At 77.5% G+C, this 6,280-nt stretch carries 6 protein-coding genes; 4 read left to right on the top strand and 2 right to left on the bottom strand.

From position 1 onward, the window contains the following. The first annotated feature begins 261 nt into the window (after nt 1-261). The gene (locus ACIQTO_RS28480; protein ID WP_402393715.1) at nt 262-729 is read left to right on the top strand and encodes a histone deacetylase; all 468 of its coding nucleotides are present in this window, start codon (nt 262-264) and stop codon (nt 727-729) included. Between the two features lie 230 nt (nt 730-959). Then, on the top strand, nt 960-1,547 hold the full coding sequence (locus ACIQTO_RS28485; protein WP_402393717.1) for a lytic polysaccharide monooxygenase: 588 nt from the start codon (nt 960-962) through the stop codon (nt 1,545-1,547). Between the two features lie 249 nt (nt 1,548-1,796). Here ACIQTO_RS28485 and ACIQTO_RS28490 read toward each other — a convergent pair whose 3' ends face one another. Both ACIQTO_RS28490 and ACIQTO_RS28495 read right to left on the bottom strand, forming a co-directional pair. After that, nucleotides 1,797-2,477, bottom strand: coding sequence for a fasciclin domain-containing protein (locus tag ACIQTO_RS28490; protein WP_402393720.1), 681 nt, complete (start codon nt 2,475-2,477; stop codon nt 1,797-1,799). Nucleotides 2,478-2,582: 105 nt separating this feature from the next. Next, nucleotides 2,583-4,226 (bottom strand): molybdopterin-dependent oxidoreductase, encoded by a 1,644-nt coding sequence (locus ACIQTO_RS28495; protein ID WP_402393723.1) that lies wholly within the window; start codon nt 4,224-4,226, stop codon nt 2,583-2,585. A 388-nt stretch (nt 4,227-4,614) separates the two neighbouring features. On the opposite strand from ACIQTO_RS28495, the gene ACIQTO_RS28500 reads away from it, so the two are divergent. Both ACIQTO_RS28500 and ACIQTO_RS28505 read left to right on the top strand, forming a co-directional pair. Beyond that, on the top strand, nt 4,615-5,193 hold the full coding sequence (locus tag ACIQTO_RS28500) for a hypothetical protein (protein ID WP_402393726.1): 579 nt from the start codon (nt 4,615-4,617) through the stop codon (nt 5,191-5,193). Nucleotides 5,194-5,503: 310 nt separating this feature from the next. After that, entirely contained in the window at nt 5,504-6,181 is a 678-nt protein-coding gene (locus tag ACIQTO_RS28505; RefSeq protein ID WP_402393729.1) for a class F sortase, read from the top strand. The last annotated feature ends 99 nt before the right edge of the window (nt 6,182-6,280 follow it).

Raw genomic sequence — 6,280 nt, forward strand, 5'->3', positions numbered from 1 at the left:
CGCGGTTCCCGGGCCGCCCGGGAACCGCACGGCCGCGCCCAGGCTCGGTCCGCGCCCGGCCGCGGACCCGGCCGCCGCGACCACCCCGCCCGCCCACGTCTGGTACGCCGCCTACGGCTCGAACATGTCCGCAGGGCGGCTCGCCTGCTACCTCCGCGGCGGACGGCCGCCGGACGGCCGCGGGACGGCGCCCGGACGCACCCCGGCTGCCGGGACGGGCGGCCGCCCGAGCGGGCCGGGCCCCTGCTGCTGCCCGGGCTGTTGTACTTCACCCTGGAGTCGACGGTCTGGGGCGGCGGGACGGCCTTCTACGACCCGGACCGGACCGGCGAGGTCCCCGCGCGTGCCTATCTGCTCACCGCCGGGCAGTTCAGCGACATCGCCGCACAGGAGATGCACCGGGAGCCGGGAGCCGACCTCCCGCTGGCCGGCGTCCTGCGTGCCGGCCGGGACCGGCTGGAGTCCGGCCCGTACGGGACGCTGGTGTGCCCGGGCTCCCTCGACGACGTCCCCGTACTGACCTTCACCGCCCCCGGCGGCCTGGCCGACGCCGAGCCGCGGGCGCCTCGCGCCGGCTATCTGCGCACCGTCGCGGCCGGGCTGGCCGAGACCCACGGCTGGGGCCCCCGGCGGGCCGCCGAGTACCTCGGCAGCCGCCCAGGGGCTGCCACGGGGTGGACCCGCGAGACGCTGCTCCGGGCGCTGACGGACCCGGCCGACGACGTCTGAGCGACACCGGCCGACACCGCTCCGCGCGGGCGGGAGTGCCGAACCCGCTTGTGGGTAAGGGGGGTTCGGGCCATCGAATGGTTCAGACCATTGACGGGCCGGGGTGGCAGCTCCTACGGTGGGACCACACCGACCTGGCGCAGGCATGCCAAGAGATCCACGGCCGCCGCACCCCCACGCGCGCGCCCTGCGTCGGGCGCACACTCCATCCACCCCCACGGAGGAGCACCATGCGCAAACGTCATCTCGCCGGCGCCGCCGCGGCCGCGATCGCGCTGCCGCTCACGCTGGCCCTGCCCGCGCAGTCGCACGGCTTCATCAACCTGCCGCCCAGCCGGGCCGCGCTCTGCGGCGCGGGAGTCGTCACCAACTGCGGCGACATCCAGTGGGAGCCGCAGAGCGTCGAAGGACCGAAGGGCTTCCCCAGCCGCGGCCCGGCCGACGGCACCATCTGCGCCGGCGCCGACCCGCGCTGGGCCCCGCTGGACGCCCCGCGCAACGGCAACTGGCCGACCACCAACGTGACGGCGGGCCAGCAGCTCACCTTCACCTGGAACATCGAGGCCAGGCACGCCACCACCACGTTCAAGTACTACCTCACCAAGCCGGGTTACGACGCGACCCAGAAGATCACCCGGGCGAACCTGGACCTGACGCCGTTCCTGACCGTCAACTACAACGGCCGTCAGCCGGCCGCCACCACCACCCACACCGCGACCGTCCCCAGCGGCCGCACCGGACACCAGGTCGTGGTGGCGGTCTGGGAGATCGCCGACACCGACAACTCCTTCTACTCCTGCACCGACGTGAAGTTCTGATCTGACGCCAGTGCCGAACCGGCGCCCGTCGGCCCCCCTGCCCGGCACACCCGGCCGTGACCCCGGTCCGGCGCCCCTCCCGCACGCGGCGGGGGCGCCGGACCGGGTGCGACCGAACGTCGCCGCACCGGCGGACCCCGGCGACGCCCCCGCCCGCGTCCGCGAACGGAGCGGGCGACGCCGGACGGGCGCGGCCCCCGGCCCGAAAGGGGTTCGACCGGGGACCGCGCGGCTTGAGCTGATGTTCCGTCAGGACGCGGGCATCAGAACGGTGTCGACGATGTACACGGTCGCGTTGGCGGTCTGCACACCGCCGCACAGCACCTTGGCGGACCCGTTGACGGTGAAGTCGGGGACGGCGCCGGTGACGGTGACGTCGTGCGTCTCCAGGGTCTTGTGGCCGCCGGTGAGGCCGGTCGGCTCCAGCCGCTGCGGGACGACGTGGTAGGTGAGGATCTTGGTGAGCTTCTCCTTGTCGGCGAGGACGGCGTCCAGGTCCTTCTTCGGAAGCTTGGCGAAGGCGTCGTTGGTGGGCGCGAACACGGTGATGTTCTGCGCGGAGTTGAGGGTGTCGACGAGCCCGGCCTGCTTGACGGCGGTGACCAGGGTGGAGAGCAGCGGGTTGTTGGAGGCGGCGGTGGCGACCGGGTCCTGGGCCATCCCGGCGAAGCTGCCCGAGCCGTCCTTGGGCACCGCCGAACAGGCGGCGCCGAACGGCCGGCCCGCCATCGCCTGGGTGGCGGGAGGCTCCGTCGCCGGGGTGCCGCTGCCCGTCGCGGGTGCGGAGGACGTGCCGGTGGAGGCGGCCCGGGTGCTGCTGTCACCGGCCTTGCTGTCGCCGCCGCTGCCGCAGGCGCTCAGCCCGGTGACCAGGAAGCCGGCGACGAGGACGGCGGCGAGGGACGTGCGACGCGAAGTGCGCGAGGTCATGACGGTTCTCCTGTGCGGGGTGTCCGCCGCTTGCGGACACGGTGAGGGGATCCGGCCGGTCCGGGTGGACCGCCGGGGTGACGAAGGGTCGGGAACGACCCGGGTTCAGGTCACGGTGACGACGGTGCTGTGCCAGCCCGTCGAACCGGAGGGGTAGGGCGGTCTGCGGGTCTCCTCCTGGACGGCGCCCGCCGCGTCGACGGCGCGGACCTCGATCCGGTGGGTACCGGGCGTGGCGCCGCTCCAGCGGTGGCTCCACTGACGCCAGACGTCCGGCCCGGCGTCCTCGGCGAGCCGGGCCTGCTGCCAGGGGCCGCCGTCCACCCGGACCTCGACGGCCCCGACGCCCCGGTGGGTGGCCCAGGCGGTGCCGGCCAGCGTGACCTCCCCGGCCGGCACCCGGGCGAACGGCAGCGGGACGTCGATCCGCGAGGCGGTCCGCACCTCCCCGGTGCGGTCCCAGCCGCGCCGCACCCAGTACGGGTCGTGGGCCGCGAAGGTGGTGAGCTCCAGGTCGACGAGCCACTTGGTGGCGGAGGTGTAGCCGTAGAGGCCGGGCACGACGGTGCGACAGGGGAAGCCGTGCTCCACCGGGAGCGCCTCCCCGTTCATCGCGACGGCGAGCAGGCCCCGTCGGCCGTCCAGGACGGACTCCAGGGGCGTGCCGATCGTCATGCCGTCCTTCGAGCGGCCGATCAGCTGCTCGGCGCCGGACCGGACACCGGCGCGGCGCAGCAGGGCGGGCAGGGAGGCGCCGAGCCAGCGGGTGGTGCCCACGTAGGGGCCGCCCACCTCGTTGGAGACGCAGGAGAGCGTGTGGTCGAACTCCTCCAGCGGCAGGGCGAGGAGGTCGTCGAAGCCGAGGAGCAGGGGGCGGTCGACCATGCCGTGCACCCGCAGGGTCCAGTCGCGCGGGTCGATCCGGGGCAACGTCAGGGCGGTGTCGACGCGGTAGAAGTCCGCGTTCGCCGTGACGAAGGGGGTGAGACCCGGGACGCCGGGGGCCGAGCCCCGTGGCAGCGGGGGCGCGGGGCGCGCGGGGGCCGGGAGTCGGACGGCGGCGCGGGCCGCGCCGACGTCGGCACGGCGGTCCGCCAGCACCCGGCCGCCCACCCCGACCAGCGCGGCCCCGGTGACGGTGGCGCCTCCGGCCACCAGCACCGTGCGCCGGGCCGGCCGGGAGCGCACGGACGGGTCGGCGGTCACCTGGCCGGCGGGCGGCGCGGCGGGCGGCGCGGCGCGGGACGTCCCGTCCACGCGTCGCAGCGAACCGGCGAGCCGGTCGAGGGCGGCCGCCCCCACGAGGGCGGCGACGGCCGAGGGGAGCGCGTCCGGAAGGGTGGAGCCGGGCCGGGTGAGGGCGGCCCAGACGCCGACGGCGCCGAAGAGCCCGAACAGGGCCGTGCCGTGGGACCGCCGGCGGACCGCGAGCAGGCCCGCGCCCGCGGCGAGCAGCAGCATCGTCAGGTAGATCCCGGCCAGCAGGACCGGCTTGTCCCCCGTCCCGAAGGTGCGGACGGCGTACTCCTTCACGGCGGTCGGGGCCAGGTCGATCGCCGCCGAGCCGACCGCGACCACCGGAGCCGCCGCCGGCCGCGTCACGGCCGCCACCGCCTCGCCCGCTCCCACCGCGGCCGCCGCGCCGGCCAGCCCGCACAGCACGGCCGACAGCCACCGGACCAGCCGTCCGGCGCCCTGTCGGTCGGGCCCCGGGGGCCTCGTCGTCGTCTCGTCGCTCACGTCCTCCATTCGGCGTGGCCCGGCACCCGGATGGGTGCGACATTCGCGTTCACCCCATCCGGTGTCACCCCGTGGCGTGTTGACGGCCCGTGTCCCCCGGCCGTGCCCCGGCCGGACGCCGGGGAGGCGCCGACGCCCCGGGCCCCGCCGCGCTCGGCCGTGACCGGTCGGTCCGGTGCCGGTCCGGTCCGTCCGGTACCGCGGTCGCCCGGGCCTGCGGTGCGCCCACTGTCACGACCGCGCGGCCGGCCTCCGCAACGGTGACGAACGGCTGTTACCCAGCCGATGGGTGGCCGTGACACGACCTCCCGGGGACCGCGACACGGCCCTCCTACTGTCGGTCAGGACGCGCCGCCCGCACTGGCCGGCCGCGTACCGCAACAAGGAGAGACGCCGTATGTCGAAGCACCGCTCCACCCGCACCAGCAATTCGTCCGCCCGCCGGGCACTGGCGGGCTGCACCATAGCGGGGGCGGCCCTGTTCGCCACCGTCTCCGGCGGCCAGGCCTGGGCCGACGGGGCCCGGACCCCGGCTCCCACCGCGCCGGCCGTCGACAACCCCGACCAGCCCGTGGTCGCGGCGGCCGGTGCCGCCAAGGCTGCCCAGCCGAGCGCCGCGCCCACCACCACCACCGCCACGCCCCGCCAGCCCGGTCCCGCCGCCGCGCCCGCCGTCACGCCCACCGCCACGCCGAGCCACGGTGTGTCGGCCATCACGCCCACCGCCGGTCCCGTCGTCACGCCCACCGCCGCGCCGGCCGGCACGCCCACCGCCACGCCGGCCCCGCCGAACGGCGCCGGCGCGGGCCAGCCGCAGGTCAAGACGGTGCCCCAGGGCGCCGCCCAGGCCGGTGACGGCAGCGGCGCCCTCGACGACGCCGGCACCAAGCTGGTCGGCGGCAGCGCCGCGGCCGCGGTCGGCGCGGGTGCGCTGGGCTTCGCCCTGCTGCGCCGCCGGTCCGGTGCGCGCGGCTGACCCCGGTTCCGGGCACTCCGACGGCTCGGCGGCGCCAGCCGCTCCCGACGGGTCCACCGGCGCCCGGCCCGCGTACGAGGTCGTACGCGGGCCGGGCGCCGGTCCCGGCCGGGCCGGAGCCGCGCCCGGAACCGACCACGAGACGCCGCCGGCACGCCCGGCCGCCGATGCGGGGCGCGCGCCGTCCGGCGACCCGGCCGGGCCCGGGGCGGACCCGGCCTCGCCGGGCACCCGCCGGGCCCGGCGCACCGCCGCGCTGTGGGCCGGCGGCCGGCGGCCGCGCCGGGCCGGTTGTTCCGGGGCGGCCGGCGTGCGCCGGGCCTCGCTCGGCGCGGGCGGTGTGCTCTGTCTCGTCCTCGGCGCGTCGGTGGCGCTGTCGGGCGGGCAGCCACCGGTGGTGCGCATCCAGCCCTCCGTGAACCAGGCGGACCCGACCGGACCGGCCGCCGCGCCGGCCGCCGACCGCACCGGCGGACCGGGTGCGGCGACCGGTACGGCCACCCCGGCTCCGCGGCCCTTCGCCGCGTCGGCTCCGACCCGGCTCCTCGTCCCCTCGGCCGGGGTGGACGCCCCGGTCGGCGGGCTGGGCCTGAACGCGGACGGCACCGTCGAGGTGCCCTCCGCCGACCGGGCCGGCGAGGTCGGCTGGTACCGCAACGGACCGACCCCCGGGGAGACCGGACCGGCCGTCCTGATCGGGCACTACGACACCGTCCACGGCCCGGCCGTCTTCGCCGGCCTGCCGAAGCTCCGACCGGGCGACCTCGTCCAGGTGCGGCGCGCCGACGGCAGCACGGTGGACTTCAAGGTCCGTGCCCTGCTCCAGGCCGGCAAGGACCGGTTCCCGACCGAGACGGTCTACGGCGACACCGCCGCCCCCGAACTCCGACTGATCACCTGTGGGGGCCGGATCGGCGCCGACGGCCACTGGACGGACAACATCATCGTCCTGGCCGACCTGGTCGCCCCGGGCGGCCGGACGGGCTGAGCGGGCCCGCGGGGCGGGGGGGGGGGGCCGCCCCCCCCCCCCCCCCCCCCCCCCCCCCCCCCCCCCGCGCCCCCCGGGGGGGGGCCCCCCGGCGCCCCC

Origin of the sequence: Kitasatospora sp. NPDC091207 (assembly GCF_044768625.1) — a bacterium.
Classification (GTDB): Bacteria; Actinomycetota; Actinomycetes; order Streptomycetales; family Streptomycetaceae; genus Kitasatospora.

Excerpts from the sequence above, each read along its gene's own strand:
- ACIQTO_RS28485 (WP_402393717.1), top strand. The coding sequence starts at position 960 with ATGCGCAAACGTCATCTCGCCGGCGCCGCCGCGGCCGCGATCGCGCTG.
- ACIQTO_RS28495 (WP_402393723.1), bottom strand. The coding sequence starts at position 4,226 with ATGGAGGACGTGAGCGACGAGACGACGACGAGGCCCCCGGGGCCCGAC.
- ACIQTO_RS28490 (WP_402393720.1), bottom strand. The coding sequence starts at position 2,477 with ATGACCTCGCGCACTTCGCGTCGCACGTCCCTCGCCGCCGTCCTCGTC.
- ACIQTO_RS28500 (WP_402393726.1), top strand. The coding sequence starts at position 4,615 with ATGTCGAAGCACCGCTCCACCCGCACCAGCAATTCGTCCGCCCGCCGG.